The sequence below is a fragment of the Actinoplanes sp. NPDC049598 genome (assembly GCF_040675435.1).
Lineage (GTDB): Bacteria > Actinomycetota > Actinomycetes > Mycobacteriales > Micromonosporaceae > Actinoplanes.
Genome location: NZ_JBFAOX010000006.1, coordinates 108314 through 130358 on the forward strand (window position 1 = coordinate 108314; position 22045 = coordinate 130358).

General features: G+C 72.3%; 14 protein-coding genes. 6 read left to right on the forward strand and 8 right to left on the reverse strand.

Features of this window, described 5'->3' with window-relative positions:
- Nucleotides 1–108 precede the first annotated feature (108 nt).
- Complete coding sequence (locus AB0J66_RS16025; RefSeq protein WP_364660447.1) at nucleotides 109–714, reverse strand: helix-turn-helix domain-containing protein; 606 nt, start codon at nucleotides 712–714, stop codon at nucleotides 109–111.
- A gap of 117 nt (nucleotides 715–831) precedes the next feature.
- On the opposite strand from AB0J66_RS16025, the gene AB0J66_RS16030 reads away from it, so the two are divergent.
- Nucleotides 832–1953 (forward strand): epoxide hydrolase family protein, encoded by a 1122-nt coding sequence (locus AB0J66_RS16030; protein WP_364660449.1) that lies wholly within the window; start codon nucleotides 832–834, stop codon nucleotides 1951–1953.
- On the forward strand, nucleotides 1950–3542 hold the full coding sequence (locus tag AB0J66_RS16035; protein ID WP_364660451.1) for a gamma-glutamyltransferase: 1593 nt from the start codon (nucleotides 1950–1952) through the stop codon (nucleotides 3540–3542). Before AB0J66_RS16030 ends, AB0J66_RS16035 begins: the two co-directional genes overlap by 4 nt.
- On the opposite strand, the gene AB0J66_RS16040 is transcribed toward AB0J66_RS16035, so the two are convergent.
- Nucleotides 3529–5142, reverse strand: coding sequence for an alpha/beta fold hydrolase (locus tag AB0J66_RS16040; RefSeq protein ID WP_364660453.1), 1614 nt, complete (start codon nucleotides 5140–5142; stop codon nucleotides 3529–3531). The two genes, AB0J66_RS16035 and AB0J66_RS16040, sit on opposite strands and share 14 nt — an antisense overlap.
- Before the next feature lie 46 nt (nucleotides 5143–5188).
- Between AB0J66_RS16040 and AB0J66_RS16045 the strand changes: the two genes are divergently transcribed.
- Nucleotides 5189–6556, forward strand: a complete 1368-nt coding sequence (locus AB0J66_RS16045; protein WP_364660455.1) for an FAD-binding oxidoreductase — start codon at nucleotides 5189–5191, stop codon at nucleotides 6554–6556.
- A complete protein-coding gene (locus AB0J66_RS16050) occupies nucleotides 6553–7380 on the forward strand; it encodes an NmrA family NAD(P)-binding protein (RefSeq protein ID WP_364660457.1) in 828 nt (275 codons plus the stop codon). Before AB0J66_RS16045 ends, AB0J66_RS16050 begins: the two co-directional genes overlap by 4 nt.
- 49 nt (nucleotides 7381–7429) lie before the next feature.
- On the opposite strand, the gene AB0J66_RS16055 is transcribed toward AB0J66_RS16050, so the two are convergent.
- A complete protein-coding gene (locus tag AB0J66_RS16055; protein ID WP_364660459.1) occupies nucleotides 7430–12313 on the reverse strand; it encodes a carbohydrate-binding protein in 4884 nt (1627 codons plus the stop codon).
- A 13-nt stretch (nucleotides 12314–12326) separates the two neighbouring features.
- On the reverse strand, nucleotides 12327–12998 hold the full coding sequence (locus tag AB0J66_RS16060; protein WP_364660461.1) for a hypothetical protein: 672 nt from the start codon (nucleotides 12996–12998) through the stop codon (nucleotides 12327–12329).
- A gap of 312 nt (nucleotides 12999–13310) precedes the next feature.
- On the opposite strand from AB0J66_RS16060, the gene AB0J66_RS16065 reads away from it, so the two are divergent.
- On the forward strand, nucleotides 13311–14792 hold the full coding sequence (locus AB0J66_RS16065) for a hypothetical protein (RefSeq protein ID WP_364660462.1): 1482 nt from the start codon (nucleotides 13311–13313) through the stop codon (nucleotides 14790–14792).
- Between the two features lie 63 nt (nucleotides 14793–14855).
- Here AB0J66_RS16065 and AB0J66_RS16070 read toward each other — a convergent pair whose 3' ends face one another.
- The 3 genes from AB0J66_RS16070 to AB0J66_RS16080 all read right to left on the reverse strand — a co-directional run bounded on the left by AB0J66_RS16070 (nucleotide 14856) and on the right by AB0J66_RS16080 (nucleotide 18670).
- Nucleotides 14856–15890, reverse strand: a complete 1035-nt coding sequence (locus AB0J66_RS16070; protein WP_364660464.1) for a DUF916 domain-containing protein — start codon at nucleotides 15888–15890, stop codon at nucleotides 14856–14858.
- A 62-nt stretch (nucleotides 15891–15952) separates the two neighbouring features.
- Nucleotides 15953–17908, reverse strand: coding sequence for a fibronectin type III domain-containing protein (locus tag AB0J66_RS16075; RefSeq protein ID WP_364660466.1), 1956 nt, complete (start codon nucleotides 17906–17908; stop codon nucleotides 15953–15955).
- A 105-nt stretch (nucleotides 17909–18013) separates the two neighbouring features.
- Entirely contained in the window at nucleotides 18014–18670 is a 657-nt protein-coding gene (locus AB0J66_RS16080) for a hypothetical protein (RefSeq protein WP_364660468.1), read from the reverse strand.
- A gap of 123 nt (nucleotides 18671–18793) precedes the next feature.
- Between AB0J66_RS16080 and AB0J66_RS16085 the strand changes: the two genes are divergently transcribed.
- The gene (locus tag AB0J66_RS16085; RefSeq protein ID WP_364660469.1) at nucleotides 18794–19450 is read left to right on the forward strand and encodes a hypothetical protein; all 657 of its coding nucleotides are present in this window, start codon (nucleotides 18794–18796) and stop codon (nucleotides 19448–19450) included.
- A gap of 27 nt (nucleotides 19451–19477) precedes the next feature.
- Here the strand turns inward: AB0J66_RS16085 and rph are convergent, their stop codons facing one another.
- Nucleotides 19478–22027, reverse strand: coding sequence for a rifamycin-inactivating phosphotransferase (gene rph, locus AB0J66_RS16090; protein ID WP_364660471.1), 2550 nt, complete (start codon nucleotides 22025–22027; stop codon nucleotides 19478–19480).
- Nucleotides 22028–22045: the final 18 nt, after the last annotated feature.

A 22045-nucleotide genomic window follows, 5' to 3' on the forward strand; every position in this document is an offset into this window, starting at 1 on the left:
CCCCCTGACGCTGCGCGGGCCTCCAACCCCCTGACGCCTGCGCGTGCCCCCGACCCCCTGACGCTGCGCGGGCCCCCAACCCCCTGACGCCTGCGGGGGCCCCGACCCTCAGTGGCGCCAGCGCCAGCCGAGTTCCTCGTCGGTGGGGTCGGGGCCGGGGAGGCCGGCGCCGGTGCGGATGCCGTCGAGGAGGACGGTCAGGTAGCGCTCGCGCAGCTGCCGGGTGCGGTCGGGGTCGGGCAGGCGGACGGCGGCGCACATCTCCAGCAGCATGGTGACGTCGGCCAGGACGAAGCCGGAGCGCACCGAGGCGCGGGCCCGGTCGAGCAGGGCGGCGGCCAGCTCGCCGGCCCGGACGGCGTCGTCGTCCATCTCGGCCGTCGGGGTGAACGTGCCGGCCAGGTGCACGGTCAGCGAGTGGACGTCCGCGTCGACGACCGTGCGCAGGAAGGTCTCGAACGCCGTCCACCCGTCGGGCTCGGCCGCGGCGTCCTCGGCGGCGGCGATGAACGTCTTCAGCCCGGTGTGGCACAGGACCCGGAGCAGTTCCTCCTTGTTCCGGTACCGGCGGTAGAGGGCGCTGATGCCGACGCCGGCCCGCTCCGCCACCTCGGAGATCGGGGCCCGCTGGTCGGCGATGAAGACGTCCCGGGCCGCGGCCAGGATCGCCGTGTCGTTCAGGGCCGCCTTGCGGGCTCGTTCGGAGATCGCCATACCCCTCAGCATACCGGAACGGAATGTTCCGTTCCCCTATAGCTTTCCCCTCCGGGCCGGCGTAGAGTCGAAAGCGGAACGGAACATTCCGTTCCGCTCACGGAGGAGAAGAGTGGCATGACCGAGATCCGCCCCTTCCGCATCGACATCTCCGACGCCGACATCGCCGACCTGCGCGACCGCCTCGCCCGCACCCGCTGGTCCCCCGAGATCCCCGGCCAGGGCTGGAGCCGCGGCGTCCCGGTCGACTACCTGCGCGGCCTCGCCGCGTACTGGGCCGATAACTTCGACTGGCGGGCCGCCGAGGCGCGCCTCAACGAACTCCCCCAGTTCCTGACCGAGGTGGACGGCCAGACCCTCCACTTCGCCCACGTCCGCTCGGACAACCCGGCCGCCACCCCGCTGCTGATCACGCACGACTGGCCCGGCTCGTTCGCCCTCTACCAGCCGGTGGTCGAGGCGTTCCGGGCCGACTTCCACCTCGTGCTGGCGAGCACCCCCGGCGTCGGCTTCTCCGGCCCGCTCACCGCGCCCGGCTGGAACACCCCGAGGATCGCCGCCGCCTTCGGCGAGATCATGTCCCGGCTGGGTTACGAGCGGTACGGCGTGCAGGGCAGCGGAGGCGGCGGCGCCATCGCGGTCGAGATGGGCCGGCAGGCGCCCGAGCGCGTGATCGGCGTCCACGTCCACGGCCACATCACCTTCCCGTCGGGCGACCCGGCCGACTTCGAGGGGCTCACCGAGGCCGAGCAGACCCGGTTGCAGCGCCTGCAGGAGTTCCGCGACGACAAGATGGGCTTCAACGTCATCCAGTCGACCCGGCCCCAGACCGTGGCGTACGGCTTGCACGACTCCCCGGTCGGCCAGCTCGCCTGGATCGTCGAGAAGTTCCAGGAGTGGACCGACCCGTCGGCCGAGCGGCCCGAGGACGCCGTCGGGCTGGACCTGCTGCTCACCAACGTCAGCCTCTACTGGTTCACCGGCACGGCCGGCTCCTCGGCCAACCTCTACTGGGAGGCCGCCCACGACCCGGCGGCCTGGGTCCCGAAGCCCCGCTCGACCTTCCCGCTGGGTGTCGCCCTCGGGGTCACCGACATCACCGTCCGCCGCTTCGCCGACCGCGACGCCCCGGTCACCCACTGGACCGAGCTGCCGGCCGGCGGCAACTTCCTCGCCGCCGAGGAGCCGAAACTCTTCATCGACGACGTCCGCGCTTTCTTCTCTACTCTGGCGGCATGAGAACAGCGGTCGCCGCTCCCCACTTCACCGCCGTCGAGAGCGGCCGGGCCGTCGGCGGCAACGCCTTCGACGCGGCCCTCGCGGCGGCGGCCGCGCTGACGGTGGTCTACCCCCACCAGTGCTCCCTCGGCGGCGACCTCGTGGCCATCGTCCGCCCCGCGGGTCAAGCGCCCCGCGCGGTTCTCTCGATCGGGGCGGCCGCCGCGGCGACCGATGTGGAGGGTCTGCGGGCGGCCGGCGACCGGATGCCCACCGCCGGCCCGCAGACCATCACCGTCCCCGGCGTGGTGGCCGGCTGGGCCGCGATCGCCGCCCTCGGCGCGACCCGCCCCCTGCGCGAGCTGCTCGCCCCCGCGATCGCCCTGGCCGAGAACGGCGTACCGGTCAGCCCGGGCCTCCGCCGGGCGGCTGTGGCCGGCCTCGACGCCGTACGCGCCGATCCTGGCCTGTCCGCCCTGCTCCTCGACGGTGAAGCCCTGCGGGACCACCTCGTCCAGCCCGCCCTGGCCCGCACGTTGACCGCTGTCGGCGAGGACTGGCGCTCGTTCTACGATCGCCCGCCCCTGGCCGAGGGGCTCCGCGAACTGGGCAGCCCGCTGACCGTCGCCGACTTCGCCGCCCACCGAGCCGAGGTGACCGACCCGCTGACCAGAACGGTCGACGGGGTGGTGTGGTCCGCCGCGCCTCCACCCGTCCAGGGCGCTACTTTCCTGGACCTCGTCGGCTCGAAGACCCTGCTGGCCGACGCCTGGCGCGCCCGGGCCGCCCGCGACCGCTTCCTCGGCGACCCCCGCACAGGCCCGATCAACCTGGCCGGATTGCTGCCCAACCACCCACCCGCCCCAGCGGCCGGTTTAGTGGCCGGCCCAGCGGCAGCTTCTCCCGTCAGCAAATCGGAAATATCCGAAAGGCACAGCGGTGGGGGAAGCGGTTTGCGGCCCACTGGGGACACCGTGGCTGTGGTGGCGGTCGACAGTGAGGGGAATGCGGTCACGCTGATCCAGAGTGTGTTCTTCAGTTTCGGCTCGGGGCTGCTGGATCCGGCCACCGGCGTCGTGCTGCACAACCGCGGGGCGTCGTTCAGTCTTGATCCGGCGCATCCGGCTCGAATCGCGCCCGGGATGCGGCCGCCGCACACGCTCTGTCCCACGCTCGGGGTCATCGAGGACGGGGTGATCGCGCTCGGGTGCCAGGGTGGCCGGTCCCAGCCGTGGATCCTGGCCCAGGTGGCCGAGGACGTGGTGGACGCCGCCGACCTGGCCGCCCTCGTCGCACGGCCCCGCTGGGTGATCGGGACGGAAGAGATCGGCCGGCCCGTGCCCACCCTGCTCCTCGAGCCGGGGCTGGGCGAGACGCCAGGCGCGGGCGAGACGCCGAGGCTGGACGGGGCGCCAGGCCCGAGCGAGACGCCGGGGCTCGACGGGGCGCCGGGGCTGGGCGGGGCGGCCCGGGAATACGTCGTGGAGACGGCTCCGGGGCTTCACGACGACGCTGGGCACGTGCAGGTGGCTCGGCTGCGGGGTGGCGTCCTGGACGCGGGCAGCGATCCGCGGGCCGATGGGCGGGCGGAGGTGTTCAGCGGCGGGTGAGGAAGTCGATGGCGGCGCGGCGCAGGTCGGGCGAGTCGGTGAACCACAGGGCGTCGGTGCCGGGCAGGGTTCGCAGCTCGCTGTCCGGGAGGTGGGCGGCCAGGTAGCGGGCGTGCCCGATGTCGACGTTGAGGCAGGTGCGGCGGTGCAGGATCAGCGTCGGCGCGGTCACGGCGGGCAGCCGGTGGCGTAGGTCGGTGCCGGTGGCGACCGACCGGATCGCCGTGGCGACCGCGGGGGCGGCGGCGCGGCGGCCGAGCCGGTTCCACCATTGGCGGAAGGACTCGTCGGCGGCGACGCTCGGGGCGGCCTGGGCGACCGAGTCCAGCCCTGCCGGGGCGACCGTGTCCCTGATCAGGGTCTCGGTCGTGTGGGGGTCCAGGCCGTACGGATAGTCGCCGCTCCGGGTGTAGCGCGGGAAGCACTGGGCCAGGACCAGACGGCGTACGCGGGCGGGGTGGCGGGCCGCGAACTCCAGGGCGACCAGTCCGGTGTCGAAGTTGGCGAACAGGTCGGCCCGCGCGACGCCGAGGGTGTCGAGCACCTGGCGCACGTCGTCCGCCCATTGGTCCAGCGGGGCCTGCTGCGGGTCGAGCGGGCCGGAAAGGCCGATGCCGCGGCGGTCCAGGCAGACGACGGCCGCGTGTTCGGCGAGGGCCGCCAGCGCCGTGCGGGCGTAGCCGCCGTCGAGCAAGCCGTCGATGGTGAGCAGGCCCGGGTTGAGCACGACGAGGTCATGGCCGCGGCGGGAGAGACGGGTGTACGCGGTCGGCCCGGCATAATCCACTGTGGACGTCATCGGGGCTTCCGGCCGCAGCACCTCGGCCTGGGCGTCACGCAGAGCGGCCGACGGGTCGAGGCCGACCTCGACGAGCGCCGCCCGGGCGGTGGCCGCCGCTTGCAAAGCCTCGGTCGGCCGCCCCGATCGGTGCAGGGCCCGCACGTAGAGCACCCACAGCGGCTCGTCCAGCGGATCGGTCGCGGTCAGCCGCTCCAGCTCGCCGAGGGCCGAGCCCGGATCGGTGCCCGCCGCGACACACCCGAGATGCTCCTGCACGAGAAGCCGCCGTTCCTGTCGCCATCCCTGCCTCAGCGCCGCCGCCGCGACCGTATCCGGCAGTTCCGGTTCGCCGCGCCACAGCTCACGGGCCTCGGCCAGCACGGCGGCGGCGCTGTCCGGCTCCCCGTCGGCCAGCAGCCGCCGGGCCCGCACCCGCGCGGCGGCGACCAGGCCGACATCGGTGCGCTCAGCCGCGACCGCCAACCGATACCCGTCCCGCCCGACCCGCTCAATGTCAGCGACCGGATTGGCCAACCCACCGGCGCCCCCGGCAACAGAATCCGCCGACCCGTCAGCATTCCGGGCGACGGGATCGGCCGGCCTATCGGCGGCGCGCAGGGCGGTGCGGACGCGGGACAGGTGGGCCCGCAAGGTCTTGACCGCAGACGGCGGCGGGTCGTCCCACAGCAGGCGTGCGAGCTCGTCGAGCCCGACCGCGGCCGGGGCGTGGACGGTCAGGATCGTCAGCAGCTCGCGCGCTTTGCGCTCCACCGGGAGCGCGCCGGTGCCGAGCACGCGCACGGCACATCCGGACCACATCCTCACAGCATCCGTCCCCGGCCGGGAGCTGCATAGCTTCAGGCCCATGACGACCTTCACCCGGTACGGACCGGTGTTCCGGCCCGGCGACGCCGGCTACGACGAGCATCGGGCCGGCTGGCAGCGCAACTTCGAGTCACGGCCGGCCGTCATCGTGGCCGCCGCCGGCGCCGATGACGTCCAGGCCGCGGTCCGCGCGGCCCGGGAGCAGGCCCTGCCGCTCGCGGTGCAGGCCACCGGTCACGGCACCCTGGTCCCGGCCGACGGCGCTCTGCTGCTCAAGACCACCGCGCTCACCGACGTCCACATCGACCCCCGAAACCGGATCGCCCGTGTCGGCCCCGGCGCAGTCTGGGCCGACGTCAATCGCGCCGCCGCCCGCTACGGTCTCGCCGGCCTGGCCGGCCGTTGCCGCACGGTCGGGGTCACCGGCTACACGCTCGGCGGCGGCCAGTCGTGGTTGTCCCGGACGTACGGCTTCGCCGCCGACAGCGTCGTCCGGGCCGACCTCGTCACCGCGGACGGCGTCGCGCGGACCGCCTCGGCCGACCAGCACCCCGACCTCTTCTGGGCCCTGCGCGGCGGTGGCGGCAACTTCGGCATCGTCACCTCGCTGGAGTTCCGGCTCTACCCGGTGGACCGGGTCTTCTCCGGCATGTCCTTCTATCGCATCGAGCGAGCGCGGGAAACCCTGGCCGCCTATCGGGAGTGGGCCCGCACCGAGCCCGAGGCCATGAACAGCGCCGTGCTGCTGATCAGGGAGCCGTTGCGGGGACAGCGGGTCCTGGCCCTCCGCGCGTTCCACCACGGCGACGACGGCCGCCGCGTCCTCGCCCCGCTGCTGGCCGCCGCCGGCCCACCGTTGTTCGACGCGTTCGAGATGCGCCCCTTCCCGGCGGCCGGCGACGCTACTAACGGCCCCGACGCACCACCGATGGCCAATCGGCAGGAGCTCGAGTTGTTCCACACTCTGCCGGACGAGGTCCTGGACGCCGTCGTCGAGGCCGGCGCCCCCGACTCACCGCTCGCCTTCGTCGAGCTACGCCACTGGGGCGGCGCGATGGCCCGCCCCGCCCCCGACGCCGGCCCGGCCGGACACCGCGACGTCCCGTTCTCGGTCATGGCAGTCGCCCCCTATCCCGCCGCCGCAGAAAGAGCCAATGCCGGCGCGGAAAGGGCCAGCGCAGGAAGGGCCGGCGCGGAAAGGGCCGACACGGCCCTCGACCGCCTGGCCGGCCGGATCCGCCCCCACGCTACCGGCGGTTCCTTCCTCTCCCTGCTCATGGACCCGTCGCGAACCCGCTCCGCCTTCACCCCCGGCCACTACGCCCGCCTGACCGAGATCAAGCGCGCCTGGGACCCGGACAACGTCTTCCACCTAGGCCACAACATCCCACCGGAGGTAATCCCATGACCCGCGTTCTGGTCACCGCCGCCACCGGAACCGTCGGCGCCCACGTGGTCCGCGAGCTGCGAGCCCGCGGCGCCGAGGTCCGCTGCTTCTCCCGCCGAGCCGACATCCCCGGCGACTTCGACGACGCGACGTCCATCAAGGACGCCCTCAAGGACATCGACCGCGTCTACGTCAGTGCCCCCGACGGCCCGCGCAAGATCGCCCACGAGACCGCGCTGATCGACGCCGCCGCCGAGGCCGGCGTGGAACGCATCGTGAAGCTCTCGGCCCTGCACGCCGACCCCACCTCACCGCTGCCCGCCTACCGGTGGCACGGCGAGATCGAGGATCACCTCAAGCGAGTGGGCAACAGGGCCGTGGTCCTTCGCCCGGCCTTCTTCATGACCAACCTGTTCATGGTGGCCGACGGCGTCCGGCAAACCGGCCTGCTGCCCGCCCCCACCGCGGGCCGCCGGGTCGCGATGATCGACATCCGCGACGTGGCCGCCACCGCCGCCGCCGTTCTCCTCGGTGACGGCCACGATGGGCAGTCGTACGACCTCACCGGCCCGTCCGCGATCACTTTCGCCGAGGTTGCCGCGGCCCTCGCGAGGGCCACCGGCCGGGAAGTCCGCGCCCTCGACCTGACCGCGGAACAGGCCCGCCCCCGTTTCGAGGGGGCGGGTCTGCCCGACTGGCTCGCCGCGCACCTGGCCGGCGTCTTCGCCCTCATCCGGGCCGGCGGCTTCGAGCACACCACCGATCACGTCGAGGCGATCACCGGCCGCCCGGCCCGTGACATCGGCACGTTCGCCCGCGAGCACGCCGCGGCCTTCACCGCATGACGAGACGCGCCCCACCGCGAGGGTGGGGCGCGCCAGGACGTAAGGCGACCTAGCTGATCGACTTCCAGGGGCCGGACGACGTGCCCGGTTCCTGGTTGCGGGTCCACCACTTCGCCTCGTACACGTGCTGTTCGAACGTCACCCGGTCCCCGGCCACATAGACCGTGGTCGGGGTCCAGTCGGCCGGGCTGTTGTCCGGCTTCGGCGGCGCCACCTCGGCCCACGGCCCGTTCACGTCGCCCGGCTTCTGGTTGCGGGTGTACCAGCGCGCCTTGAACGTCTTGCCCTCGTACAGCGCCGTGTCCCCCGCCTGGAAGATCCGCGACGCCGTCCACAGCGCCTCGCCGGCCTCGTTCATGGCGAGTTCCTGCCACGCCCCGTTCGGGTCGCCCGGCGCGCCTCCGCGGGCGTAGTAGGACGCGACGTACACCTTGCCCTGATAGCTGACCCGGTTGCCGGCCTGGTAGGCCACCGTCGCGCTCCAGGACGCCGGCAGCTTGACCACCTGAACAGCGCTGGCGGAGCCGGCGAGCAGGGTGTCGTCACCCGAGTAGGTCACCGTCAGCTCGTGGTTGCCACCGGCGAGCCCCTTCGGCAACCCGATCACCGCCGCGCCGGCGGAGAGGGCGGCCGACCCGAGCACCTTCGTGCCCTCGGCCACCTGCACAGTCCCCGTACCGCCGGCGACCTTGACTGGCACCGACGCCGCCGTCCCCCAATCGACCGGCGTGGTGGTCACGCTGATCGCCGGTTTCGCTTTGGCGGTACGGAACACCGCGGGCTGGGCGGTCGACTCGCCGCCGTCCGCGCTCCGGGCCGAGACGACCCAGGCGTACGAGGTCACGGGCTGCAACCCGGCCCACGTGACGGACGCCGGGCCCGCCTCGGTCAGCGTGTCCGTGCCGATCACCGCGCCGGGCACGTAGGCGGCCAGCGAGTCCGTGCTGAACGACGTCTTCCGGCTGGTCAGGTCGACCGGCAGGGTGAGGTTGTCCTCGGCGCCGTTGTAGCGCGGCTTGGTCTGGCTGCCGTCCTGCCGGATGTCGTACTCGGTGGCCCCGAAGTTCTTCAGGAACGGCGAGTACGTGTCGATGTGCAGCTCGGCCCGCTTGACGTCGAACTGCAGCAGCCGCAGGAAGCTGGCGCCGAACTGCAGCCGGTCGGTCGCCTTGTGGTCGATCTTGCCGTCGCCGTTGACGTCGATGTTGCCGGCGGCGTCGACCTTGTCGGGCCACAGCTCGGAGCTGGCCACCGTGTAGAACTGGTAGTCGGCCAGCAGCTCGACCACGTCGTGGGTCTTGGTCACGCCGATGTTCGACTTCAGGTTGGTGCCGACGCCGTGCTCGTGCCCGGCCAGCACGAGGAAGACGTTCGGGTTGTTCTCCACGACCTGCTTGTAGAGGGCCGACCCGTCCGGCTCGGAGAACGCCGCCCCGCGGCCGTCGGCGCTGGTCGACGGCTTCAGGTAGTCGTGCGAGAGCAGGATGCCGTTGCGGTCCTGGTACTTCTTGAAGATCGTGTCGGCCCATTGCGCCTCGTCGCGGGTGACCCCGTACGACAGGCCGACCGCGACGAAGTCGAGACCGCCCGCGCTGAACAGCACGTAGTTGTTCTGGTTGTCGCGACCCGGCGTGGCGCCGGCCTCGTCCCAGGCGTGGTACTCGGCCCCGGCCGGCCACGACTGGGCGACCTTGTAGTAGCGGTCGGCGCTGAACGTCTTGCTGAACCGCGAGTCCGGCCCGGTCTCGGCGCCGAGCTGGTTGTCGTGGTTGCCGGCGATGACCTGGTTGACCACGCCGTGGTCGTCGAGCACCTTCTGGTTGCCCGAGGAGACCGCGAGCTCCTTGTCGACCTGCTCGTTGAGGCCCGGGCGCTGCAGAGTCCCGTCGGGTTTGCGGGCCAGCGGGTCGTAGTAGTCGTTCTCGATCACGTCACCCGTGTGCGCGGTGTACGCGATCTTGCGGGAGGCGGCGTTGTCGGCGATCCACTGGGTCTCGGCCCGGTACGCGTTCTGCCAGATCGCCTGCTCCTCGGCCGTCTCGACGTCGGACGCCTCGTCGACGCCGTCCCAGTCGTTGTACGTGCCGCCGGCCGCGCCCTCGGTGATGTACTGCGTGTCGGTGAAGTGGGCGAGCGAGAAGTCGTACGACGCCGGGTCCTCGAAGCGGTCCTTGTCGTTCTGCGCCGTCGAGTCGCGCGGCGACAGGTCGTCGGCGAACGGGTCCTCGCCGGTGACCAGCACGTGCACGGCGCCGCCGGGGCGGTAGGAGTTGGCCAGCGGAGCCGTCAGCACCGTGTTCTTCCCGGCCTGACCGCGGGCGCTGGTCAGCACGACCCACTTCGAGGCGGCCGCGTCCCACACCCGCAGGGCGACGACCCGGGCCGGGTCGATGGCGCCCTCCCAGCGCAGCGTCGGCGTCTGGGCCGGGTTGCCCACGGCCAGGTCGTAGCGCTGGAACACCACGTCCCGCCCGGACGGCGTGTCCACTGTCTTCCCGTCGAGCGGCCGCAGCGAGGCCACGTCGACGGTCGCGTCGTGCGCCACGTCCAACGTGGTCGGGACGGCTCCCGCGACTCCCTGGTAGCCCCCGGTCGGCAGCACCACGTCGGCCGCGGTGAAGGTCGCCGTGGCCGGCCCGTCGATCTTGGCGGAGAGCTTGGCTGTCGTATCCGACGATTCGGACGCGAGATCAGCGGGCACCGACGGAATGAAGGCGCTGGTGAAGTTGATCTTCCGGACAGCCGAGTTACCGAGCACGTCAGTGGCGGTCACGGCGAGGGTGTGCGACCCGGCCGGCAACCCGTGCCCGATCTCGTCGCCCTCCTTGACCGCCGCGCCGTCCAGCGTGATGACCGGCGTCCCGGCCACGCCCGAGTCGTCCTTCACGTCCACCGTGAGCGCGACGGTCGAGGTGAGCCGCTGCCCCTCGGCCGGCGTGCTGCCGGTGACCACGGGCGCCGTGTTGTCGACCGTGATCCGGCGGGTCGAGGTCTTGTCGCCGACCACGGCGGTGACGGTGTGCCGGCCGTCGGCCAGCTTGGTGGTGTCGAGATCGGCCCGCCGGCCCAGCACCGGCAGCGGACTGCCGTCGGGCGCGGTCACGTAGAACGTCATCGTGGCCTCGAGCGTGCCGTTGTGGCTGCTCCCGCAGGTGCCGTCGCCGACCGAGACGGTGACCGGCGCGCCCACCGGGTAGCTGGCCGATCCGATGGTGACGACCGTGCCCGCGATCTCGCGGGTCACCAGGGTCGCCTTCCCACCGGCCGGGGTCAGCGCGAAGTCCCGCAGCGTGAAGTCGTCGTAGTTGTCGCAGCCGCCGGGCTTGGCGCTGCCGTGGTCGCTGCCGGCCCGGAACTGCACCGTGTTCATCCCCGGCACGAGCCACTCGTTCGGGAACGCGAGATCGGCGACCTCCTTCTCCCACAGGCCGAGGTCGCGCGGGATGCCGTTGATCAGCACCTTGTTGTCGTAGCCGCCGTCGGAGCCGTTGCCGCCGACGAAGACCTTCAGGTGCGCGTCACCCCCACTGCCGAGGGTCCCGGTGGTCCGCGTCGTGGGCGCGCCCGCGACGTCGAAGTGCAGCTCGAGGTCCTTGTTGGCCGCGCAGGTGCCGTCGCCCAGCGCGATCGACTCGGTCGTGACGGCCGTCCTGGTCGCGCCCGTGACCACGTACGCCGGCCCCGGAGTGACCGTCCCCGCCGTGCTCAGCCCGAGCCGGGCCGAGCTGCGAGTGACCTTGAAGTCGTCGTGGTTGGCGCAGGTGACGCCGCCCGACGTGCCGTTGTAGGTGCCGGTGCGCAGCTCGATCACGTTGTCGCCGGGGTGCAGGAACCGGGCCGGGAACGGCAGGCTGACCGTCTCCGCCCCGGCCACGCCCCAGTCGCCGCCGAGGTCGACCCGGTTGTCGTTGACCAGCACGTAGTTGTGGTACTTGGCCTCGGCCGAGTTGCCGGCCTCGATGGTCAGGCCGAACGTGGCCGAGCTGCCGGCCAGCGTCTCCTCGTCCTCGGCGGCGTCGCCGTCGACGGCCAGCCGCGAGACCGCCTCCGTGCCGCCGGTGGCCGGGGCCGCGATGACCCGCTGCTCGCCGCGGACGAGCACGCCGTCGGCCGGGGTGATCTTCGCGGCGCCGGCCGGGTCGTTGTTGACCTCGACCGTCGCGCTCGCGGCCGCCCCGGTCACGGTGGTGGCCGCGATCGTGTGCGTCCCGTTGCTCAGCTCGGTGGTGTCCAGATCGCCCCCGAGCCCGGCCGTGCTGCCCGGCGCACCGGAGGTCACGAAGGTCAGCGGCTGGGTGAGCAGGCGCTTGGAGGTGCCACAGGTGCCGTCGCCGAAGGTGTAGCTGAACGCGTTCTGCTCGCTGTCGGCCACCACGCCGAGCAGGCCCAGGCCGACGCTGCTGATGGTGAAGTCGTCGTAGTTGGGGCAGCGCAGCCCTTCGCCGTACGGCAGGGTCTCCACCCCGGTGGCGGTGGTGCTGGTCGTGTCGACCCAGTTGGCGCCGGCGTTGACGGTGACCGTGTTGACCCCGGTGTGCAGCCACTCGCCGGGGATGTCGACCGTGCCGCGCACGCCGCCGGCGATGTCCGGCAGGTAGAGCCGGTCGGCCTCGGCCGTGTGATCGTTGACGACCAGGTAGTTGTGGTAGCGCGCCTCGGTGCCGTTGCCGCCCATGTCGAAGCTGAGGTGGGCGGTCCCGGCCGTCTGGGCGGCGCCGAAGTCCTTGCCGTCGACCGTGAGGGTGGCGACGGCGTCGCCCTCGGTGGTCGGGTCGGCCGTGATCCGGGTGGTGCCGTCGAGCGTCCGGCCACTGCTCACGTTGAGCGTGGGCGGACTGCCCGCGGCCACCGTCTCGGCCCCGGCGGTCGCGGGCGCGACCACGGCGGCGGTGACGGCGACCATGAGCACAGGCCACAGGGCCCTGCGGTTCATGGAGGGTGTCTCCTTAGGTGGGGTGGGTGGTGCCTCGGCGGCGCACGGCGACGACCAGCACAATCACGACCAGGAGCACCCCGAGGGCGACCCCGCCGATCTGTACGGCGGCGCTGCGCCCGAGCTTCGATTCGTCCGCCGCGACGTCGCCCAGGACCCAGTCGTGGGTCGCCTCGCCGTCGCGGTAGACCGCGTGCTGATCGCCCGGCCCGGTGGCCAGGGTCTGGTAGGCCGGGTTGAGGTCGGTCAGCGTGCGCACGGTGACGGCGGCCCGGCCGACCGGCGCCGGGCAGGCATAGTCGACGGTCACGCCCTCGCGGGCGAGATCGCCCGGGGTTCGCACGGCGCCGGTGCAGCCGGTCACGGTGATCTGCTTGAGGAGGTACGCGGCCAGCTGCGCCGACGGCCCGATCGCGGCCGCGTCGGACGGCCGGTAGAAGACCGCCCCGTCGAGGAGGACCCGGTCCCCGGGCAGCACGCCCAGCGCCACCCCGAGCAGGGTCAGATCGTCGAGCCCGCCCACCTTCCAGCGGATCCGGACGACGTCGGGGCGGGCCGGGTCGAGCGCGACGGTGACGGTCTGCGGATCGCCGAAGGGGTGGGCCGCCGCCGGCCGCGCGGGCAGGAGCGCCCCCACGACGAGGAGCAGAAGCAGGGCCGTGAGCCGGCGTCCGAGGTGGTGCACGGACGAAGATCCTGGAGATCTCCTGAGAACTTTGCGTCCCAGCCGACTTGATCAATAAGAGTCGAGATGGCGAACCCTCGATGAAGCGGTGCGCCGGCGCCCCTCCCCCCGAGGGACGCCGGCGCACCGGCCGGCGCGGTGTTTGCCGCCACCGCGCGGCCACGAAGCTCGCCCGCCAGCGAGCTCTTCGAGGGTGCCTGGGCGCGAGGCTACCCAGGTGGCGGCGCCGGTCGTAGATCAATTGCATCGGGCGCGCAGCTGTGCAACCCGCTCGATTGAGTTGATCTAGTTACCGCCGGTAAGTTCGATCGAGTGCCGGCAGCCCTCCCACGCGAACGGATCGGCTGGCTGCTCCGGGTCAACCGCCGGCTGGCCCGCGACGCCCGCTGGCGCACCGGCAAGGTCTTCGCCGCCGCCTTCCGCCCGTCGGGCGACCGCCCGCTGGCCGAGTCCCAGATCACCCGCTGGGAGAACGGCAGCACCAGCGCCCCGCGGGCCGCGATCCGCCGCTACGAGGATCTGCTCGGCCTCGCCCCGCACTCGCTGACCACCCTGAAGGACGCCCTCGACCGGGCCACCGGCGCCCCGGTCGTCAGCGCCGACCAGGGCGACCCGGGGCGGCTGCACAGCCTGCTCGAGGTGGCCACCGGCGCCGGCCCGATCACCGGCCCGGAGTGGGACGAGCTGACCGAGCTGGTCCGGGCCCGGCCCGGGCTGGTCCTGCACCCGCCCCGGCTCTGGCAGCAGCTGTCCCAGCGCCTGCTGACGGAGCTGGCCGTCGCCGAGGACAGCGCCTGGCTCCAGCGCCAGGAATCGATGAGTAGGCTGCTGGGCCACCCCGACGCCGGGGTGCACGCGGTCGACGCCTGCATCCGGCTCGCCGCCGACACCGGCAACCCGGTCGTCGTCGAGCCGCTGTCCCTGCTGGACACCACGGCCCACCCCGACGCCAACAGCCACATCCTGCGGACCATCGCCGCCGCCGGTGACGACCGGGCGACGTACGGGGCCCTGCTGGCCGCCGTCCGCAAGATCCGGGTCCGGCACTTCACCCCGGACGAGCTGGGCGGCATCGGCCGCTCGGTGACCGGCCTGCTCGGCGACCCCGGCCTGGCCGGCCCGCTGCGCCCCCTCGCGGTCCAGATCGGCCGCGCCCTCGCCGGCCAGACCACGGAGGTACGCCGGCTGCCGGTCACCCCGGGCGCGCGAATGATCGCCAGCCGGGCCTTCTCCCAGGCCCCGGTCGACCGGCCGGCCGAGCTCACCCTGGCCGAGCTGGTCGGCGAGTGCCTGGAGAGCGACAACCCGGACGAACGCCTGCTCTCCTCGATGTTCGTGGCCGCCACCCCGCTGCGCGAGCCGGTCGCCGCGGCCATCCTGGACCGGGTCGTCACCGACCTGCGCGGCCGGCGCGACACCGACCTCGACGCGGCGCTGCGCACCCTGACCAACCTCGGCTCGGCCGTGCACCGCCCGCTGATCGGCCAGATCCTGACCGAGCGCGAGTTCGGCGAGCGCGCCCGCTACGCCGCCGCCTGGGCCACCCCGCACTGCGCCGGTTCGTTTCCCGAGCCGACGTGGAGCCGCATCCTGGCCCGGCAACTGGCCGCCTGGCAGCGCACCCCGGACGGCCTCGGCCGCGAGATCCTGCACGGCGTCACCTACGGCATCGGCACCGACAGCCACCGCGGCCTGCTCCACCGCGTCCGCGAGGACGCCCGCATGCCCCCCGAGGCCCGCACCACCGCGTCGTGGCTGCTCACCACCCCGACGGTGATCTCCGCCGGGAGCTGAGCCGCCGTGGCCGGGCCGGCGAACGGCCGGGCGTGGCCGCGGCCGGGCCCGGTTGTCTCTGGGTCAGCTGGCGGCGGCCTTGTCGCGCAGAGCGTCGGCGACGGCCTCGCGGACCCGGGCGTCCTCGCGTGCCTTGCGGCCGGCGCGGCGGCGGCGGGAGATGACGACGGCCGCCGCGATGAGGGCGATGACGAGCAGAAGCAGGGCCAGCAGGGTCCACGGCCAGGCGAAGCCGTGCGCGGTGGCGCTGACCTTGTCGAGGGACGAGGTGGAGCCCGAGGCGTCGGTCATCTGGGGGACGAGCGTGACGGTCGCGTCGAGCAGGATGGCCGGAGTGACGCCGGTGACCGGGACGGAGACCTTCCAGCTCTCGCCGGGCAGCAGCTCGGGCGGGTTGGCGATCTTCGCGGCCTCGGCCTTGAACAGGCCGAACGGGCCGGTGATCTGCACGCCCTGCTGGGCCGTCTCGACCGCGTTGCCGACATTGTGGATCGTGTAGTCGATCGTCGCGGCGCCCCGGCCGAACGGGTTCGCGGTGCCGTCGTACGAGATGTGGGTGTTCTCGATCCTCAGGGCCGGGGTGAGGTCGCCGCCGACCCGCAGCTTGATCTTGATGCCGAGCCGGCGGTCGACGTTGACCTGCGCGGTGGCGTCGGCCTGGGTGAGCGAGGTGATGATGCCGCCGACGTAGTCGCCGGGCGTGGCGTTCGACGGGATCTTGACGGTGAACGGCACGGTGACCGTCTTGCCGGCCGGAACGGTGACCGCCTTCCGGGCCGCCTGCACCCAGGCCCCGATGCCCTTGCCCTTGGTGTCCGCGCCCTGCAGGTCGAGCGTGCCGGTGTCGGTGGTGAACCCGTCCGCGGCGTAGACGCCGAGCTTGAGCGCGGTCTTACCACGGTTGGCGACGACCAGCCCGTCCTTGGTCTCCGCGCCCGGGTTGACCGCGTAGCTGTAGCTGGAGCGGGTGGCCCCGAAGCTGTTCGACTCGGTGCGCACGGTCCAGGTGACGTCGCCCTCGTCGGCCCGGGCGGGCGCCGGCGCCGCGCCGATCACACACAGAGCCGCCGCGGCGAGCAGGGCAAGTTTGGTCTTCATCGGTGCTTCCTTCGTGGGAAACGGGGCGGCACCCGCAGATGCCGCCCCGCGGTAGAACTCGATCAGCTGCTGAGCGCGGTGATCGTCAGGGTGGTGCGGTAGGTGCCCTTGGCCGCGTCGCCCGGGACCTTCAGGTCCAGGCCGGCGCCGACCTTGGCGGTGCCGCGGGCGTGGCCCTGATCGGCCGACGCGAGACCGCGCGAGACCGACAGACCCTCGCCGTTGTCGCCGTAGCCCGAGGGCACGGCCGCACCGGGCTTGGCGCCGGCGCCGTTGGCGATGACGCCCGGGGTCCAGCCGAGGTTGGCCCCCGAGAACGACTTGTCGGCGTCCTTGAAGTCGCCCACGCTGGCCGCGACGGACCAGGGCGAGAGCGTACGACGGGTGTCCGACACGACGATCGGGTTGATCTCACCGGTGGCGGCGAAGTACTCGCCGTTCGCGGCCTCCTTGGCCGTGCCGAGGTCGACCAGGCCGTTGTAGCCGTCGATCGTCCAGCCGAACTCGCCGGGGGCGGCGGTCGGGACCGCGACCTGGATCTTCTGACCGTCACCGTGGTACGGGTGGATGGTCACCTTGTCCACGATCGAGCCGACCGGCTGGCCGCTCTCGGTGTTGGTGCAGGACAGGCCACCCTCGACCGAGGCGTTCGGAGCGGCGCAGGTGCCGCTGCGAATGTTCTCGACCTGGAGCTTGTCGTTGCGCACAGCCACCTTGACGTAGCTGCGCACGTGCTCCTGGTTCTGCGCCGAGTTGTACCAGTAGCTGTCCGGGTTCAGCGGGTCGGCGCCGTTGCCGGCGCCGCTGGTGCCGCTGCTGTCGGGCTTGGTGATGTCGTAGTACTTCGAGCCGGACGCCGAGTTGGCGGTCACGTAGATGACGCCGCCCGGACCCGGGTAGACGTCGGCCTGACCGGGCTTCTCGTCCGGGTTCGCCTTCGCGCCGTTCTTGATCTCGTAGCTGCGCGAGTAGCTGTGGTCGTGACCCTGCAGGACCAGGTCCACGCCCAGCTTGGAGAACGCGGTCGGGAAGTCGGTCCGGCGGACCTTGTTGTCGCTGTCCTTGGCGTGCGAGGCCGGCGAGTAGATGGCGTGGTGGTAGACCAGCACCTTCCACTTCGCGTCGCCACCGTGCTTGTTGATGACGTCCTGGACGTACGACAGGTGGGCCGCGTCGCCGCCGCCACCCTGCGAGGTGGCGTAGGAGTTGCTGTTCAGGTCGATGAACAGCGTGTCCTTGTAGATGTACCAGTAGTCGCCACCCGACGTGTTCGAGGTCGGCTGGCCGTTGGCGTAGTAGGCGCCCGAGCGGTCCGTGTTCGGGGTGAACAGGTGCTGCTCGTACGCCTTGCCGCCGACGTCGTGGTTACCGATGGTGGCCGCCCACGGGTACGACTTGAGCTGCTGAGGCGCGAGGAACGAGTTCCACTGCGCCTCGGTGTTGGCCGTCTCGACCTGGTCGCCACCGGAGACCAGGAGCTCGGCGTTCGGGTTGGCCGCGAGCGACACGTTCACGGTGTCCACCCAGCCGGCCTCGTCCTTGGCCAGGTTGCCGGAGGAGCCGATCTGCGGGTCGCCGTAGAACAGGAAGTCGTAGTCGCCCTCGAAGTCCTGCGTCTTGAAGGTGTACGCCGGCGACCAGTTGCCCTCGGAGCCCACCCGGTACGAGTACCCGGTGTTCTCCTTCAGGCCGGTGATCGTCGCGTGCCGGTTGAAGCCACCGCTGGTCGCGATGTTCGCCGCGCCGACCGCGGCGAACGTCGCCGAGCCGGCCGGGAACTCGCCGTTGACGATGGCGGCGGTGGGCGCGAGCTGGACCTGCTGGGCCGTGTCGGCCGAGGAGTACCAGGTGACGATGCGCTGGGTCTCGTCGGCGCCCACGCCCAGGATGACGGCGCTGAGCGTGGCCGTGTCGGCCGCGCTGGCCGGGGTGGCCAGGCCGCCGCCGAGGGCGATGGCAAGGCCTAGTACCGCCGCGCCGGCTGTGGCGCCGAGGCGGTGGTGCCTGCTGGATCTCATCGTTTTTCCTCAATCCAGATGAGAGGGGGGTGCGAAATGCATGCTCAAGCTGGTGGTTGCCGGTGAACCGGCTGTGAACAAGATCAAGAAACCCGGTGGCAAACGTCAGGCTTTTCCACGCCGCCGGCGCAGCACGATGACTACTGCCACGGCTAGCGCGAGCACGACCACCCCGGCGACGATCGGGAGCACCGGCCAGGAGCGCCCGGTCGACAGCGACGGATTCGCGGCGTCGAGCGTCGCGCTCCCGGTGCGCCCGCCGACGTCGTACGTCACCAGGGTCTTGGTGCTCTTGACGTAGCCCTCGTCATCCGGGAAGAGCGTGCTGCGCAGCGCCGGCCCGCCGCCTCCGCAGGCCCAGTCGAGCGTGACGTCGGCGTACGGCACGCCCTCGCGCTCGCCGATCGTGAACCCGCCCTGCTGAGCGGCCCGGCAGTCGTCCCCGCCGGCGGTGATCGTGTAGCGCCGGGTCACGTAGCGCATCACCGTGGCCGAGTGGCTGTTGAGCGCGGCGGCCTGGGCGTCGCTGTCGCCGTCGTCGAAGGCGGCCGTGCCCGCCCGGAACAGCGGATCGTCCTTCTCCATGTCGGCCGCGGACACGACGAGCAGGTCGTACTCGAGCTCCAGCCGGGTCCGGACGTGGCCGTCGCCACCCGAGCTGACGTCGGTGTACACGTTCGAGCTGAACCCGTGCGCGTACGCCGGTGCGGCCCCCAGCAGAACCGCCGCCATCGCGGCGGCCATCAGGGCGATGCGTTTCATGGTGGCACCGTGCACCGTCCGGGTTAACAAGATCAAAAACGCTGGCGAACCGATGGCGACAACCCTTTTTCCGCGCCGCATCTCGGCTACAAAAGACCGGCACCCCCCGAGAGGACGTCCGTCTTGCGCCGCCTGATCTGCGCCGTGGCCACCGCCGCCCTGCTGTCCGTCGCCGGCTGCGGCCACGGCAGCGACTGGTCGCAGCCCCGCCCGCACCCCACCCCGGTGGGCAGCCTGGGCGCCGGCTTCACCGACCCGGCGTCGCCGCCCACGCCCGAGGGCACGGTCACCCCCGCCCCCGGCTCGTGGGACGACGTCCACCCGGCCCGCGGTTACCGGGTGGTCCTGCTGCACTCCGGCGACGACGCCCCCACCAAGGCCCTGATGAAGGGCGTGCGTGACTGGGCCGAGGACGAGGACGTCGACCTGCGTGAGGTCCCGGCCGACACCGGCAACCCGATCCCCGGCATCGTGCGGGCCATGGACCTGAAGCCGGAGCTGATCGTCAGCGCCGGCAACCCGCTGATCGACGCCCTGACCACGGTGAGCGCCAGCCACCTGGACCAGCGGTTCCTGGTCGTCGGGGCCGAGCTGGCCGAGCCCACCCACAACGTGACGGCCGTCGACTGGAAGGGCGCGTCCTTCCGCGGCGAGGGCCTCGGCATGTCCTCCGCCTACGACGCGAACTCGTTCACCGAGGCCCGCTGCGCGGATGCCATCCGAGCCGGCGCGGCCGCCGTCCTGACCGACCTGACCGGCATCGTCGTCTGGCTCTCATGACGGCTCGCGGCGACCGGCCGCGCGCCGTCAGATGAGTTCCACGAAGCCGTCGGTGCCGTGCACGCGGATGCGCTGCCCGTCCTTGATCAGCGAGGTGGCGTTCTCGACACCGACGACGGCCGGCAGGCCGTACTCCCGGGCGATCACCGCGCCGTGCGTCATCTGCCCACCGACCTCGGTGACCAGCCCGGCGATGGTGACGAAGGCCGGCGTCCAACTCGGATCGGTGAACGGCGTGACCAGGATGTCGCCCGGCGCCAGCTCGGCCTCCCCCATGTCGAACGCGACCCGGGCCCGCCCCTCGACGGTCCCGGCCGAGACCGCCAGCCCGGCCAGGGCGCCGGGCGGCAGATCACCCCGGCGGTACGCCCCGGTGAGCGCCTCCCCCTCGGAGGTGAGCACGCGCGGCGCGGTCAGCGGCACATAGCTCGTGAACTCCGCCCGGCGCCGCTCGATCAACTCCTCACCGGCCGGCAACTCCTGCCGCGTCAAGGCGTGGAACTCCTCCAGCGTCAGGAAGAAGACGTCCTCGGCGTCCGTGAGAACGCCGGCCTCGACCTGCCGCCGCGCCTCGGCCATCAGCGCCTGCTTGTAGACGAAATACCGGCTGACCAGGTGGTATTTCGGGTACTCGCGGTAGCCGATGAAGGTCCGCAGCTGACGGATCATCCGCTCGGCCTCGACCGCCTTCGCCTCCCCGTCGGGCAGCTCGCGCAGCCGGGCCAGCACCTCCCGCTCCTTGGCCTCGGCCGTCCGCCGCCCCTGGTCGACCCGGCGCGCGTGCGCTCCGGGCTCGGCATTGCGGACGTTGCTCAGGATCATCGGCACGAGCGTGGCGGGCTGCTCGCTCCACCGGGGCCGGGTGATGTCGATTTCACCGACACACCTCATGCCGTAGGTCTCCAGATAGGCGTTTATAGCGTCACGGGCGTCTGTCCCACCGGGCACCTCCGGCAGCCGCTCGAGGAAGTCGTCCTCCTGGAGAAGATCAACCACTTGGCGGTACGGCCGGATCGCGTCCGCCACGTCGAGCAGCGCCAACCCCATCTCCGAGGTGACGTTGCCCGGGGCGGCCAGCGTCAGCGTGTCGGCCACGTTGACCTCGCCCAGCCACTCCCGCACGTGATCGTTGAGCCACCAGGTGGCCTCCATCCCGGCCATGATGGCGGGCAGGTTGGCCGGCTCGAACAGGATGTTCCGCATCTCCCGGATGTCGGTGATGACGAAGTCCAGCAGCTCCGGCCCGGTCCTGCCCGCGATGTCGCGCTTGAGGACCTCCAGGGCCGCCTGCCGCCGCTCGATCAGGCCGGCCACGATGCCCGGGTCGGCCGCCAGCTGCTCCTGGCGGGTGTTGGTCACGTGCGGGCTCTCGTCCGGCGCCGCCGTGACGAAACCGGCCCGGCCGGCCACGGTCCGCAGCGCGTCCCCGAGCAGCGGATCCGACTGTCCCAGGGCCTTCATCAGCGCCGGCCCGGCCGTCTCCGAGGCCAGCCGCGCGGTGACGTCGACGAACAGCCGACCACCGGCGTCGACCATGTGCCCCGGCGAGGTCAGCTTCCACACCGACAAGCCGAGCGGCTTCATCGCCTCGGTCATCATCTGCTGGTGCCCGACGGAGACGTAGACGTGGTTCTGGTCGTCCGGGGCCACCGGGATCGGGAACAGCGTGGTGATCGGCCGGCTCTGCACGATGGCGAACCCGTCGTCGTCCAGACACCACTCGACGTCCTGCGGCCGGTGGAAGTGCGCCTCGATCTTCCGTCCCAGATCGGCCAGCCGCACGGCCTCGTCGTCGCTCAGCGCCGGCCGCTTCCGCCGCTCCAGGTCAACCTCATGCCGTACGGTTCCACCACCGGCCGTGGCCTCGATCGCCAGCCGCTTGTCGCCGATCCGGGCGCTGACCACCGCGCCGTCGCGCACCTGATAGACGTCGGCGTTGACCAGCCCCGACACCAGCGCCTCACCCAGCCCGAACCCGGCGTCGATCGAGGTCACCTTCCGGTTGCCGGTCACCGGGTCGGCGGTGAACATGATCCCGGCCGCCCGCGGGAAGACCATCCGCTGCACCACGACGGCCATCCGCGCCTCGTGCCGGCCGATCCCGCCCCGCCGCCGATAGGCCACCGCCCGCTCGGTGAACAGCGACGCCCAGCACCGCCGCACGTGATCGAGGACCGCCGGCGTCCCCACCACGTTCAGGTAGGTGTCGTGCTGCCCGGCGAACGACGCCCCGGCCGAGTCCTCCGCGGTCCCGCTCGACCGCACCGCGTACGCCCCGCGCTCGTCGATCCGGGCGGTGATCGCCGCCACCAGATCGTCCGGCACGGCAACGGTCTCCACCGCGCGGCGCAGCTCCGCGCCGACCTTGTCGTCGTCCTCCCCCAGCCGATCCAGCAGCTCCGAGATCACCGGCGACGCCGTCACCACCCGCTCGAAGGCCTCGGTCGTCACGCAGAACCCGGACGGCACCCGCACTCCGCCGATCCGCGCGAGCTCCCCCAGTTGCGCGCCCTTGCCCCCGACGAGCGCGACCCACGTCCGGTCGATCTCGTCCAGCCCCACGACATAGCCACTCACGGCCCAAGTCCCCTCGCG